The sequence below is a fragment of the Lacinutrix chionoecetis genome (assembly GCF_053604665.1).
Genome location: NZ_JBSHNQ010000026.1, coordinates 1 through 249, shown reverse-complemented (window position 1 = coordinate 249; position 249 = coordinate 1). Strand labels below are relative to the sequence as shown.

Genomic DNA, 249 nt, shown 5'->3' with positions numbered 1-249 from the left:
ACCAAATGGCGATGGTTACCACGACACCTGGAACATTTATGGCATAGGCGACCAGCCAGATGCTATAATCTATATCTTTGATCGTTTTGGAAAACTGTTAAAACAACTTAGCCCAACAGGCGCAGGATGGGATGGAACTTACAATGGTAACCCAATGCCAACAAGCGATTACTGGTTTACTGTAGAATACAGAGAACCAGGCACAGACCAAAAGAAATCGGTTCGTGCGCATTTTACGCTTAAACGCTA

1 protein-coding gene is annotated in these 249 nt (G+C 43.8%); it reads left to right on the top strand.

Annotation, left to right across the window (positions count from 1 at the left end; translation table 11 throughout):
• On the top strand, positions 1 to 249 hold a 249-nt coding region (locus ACVC43_RS00135; protein WP_452222526.1), incomplete at both ends, for a T9SS type B sorting domain-containing protein.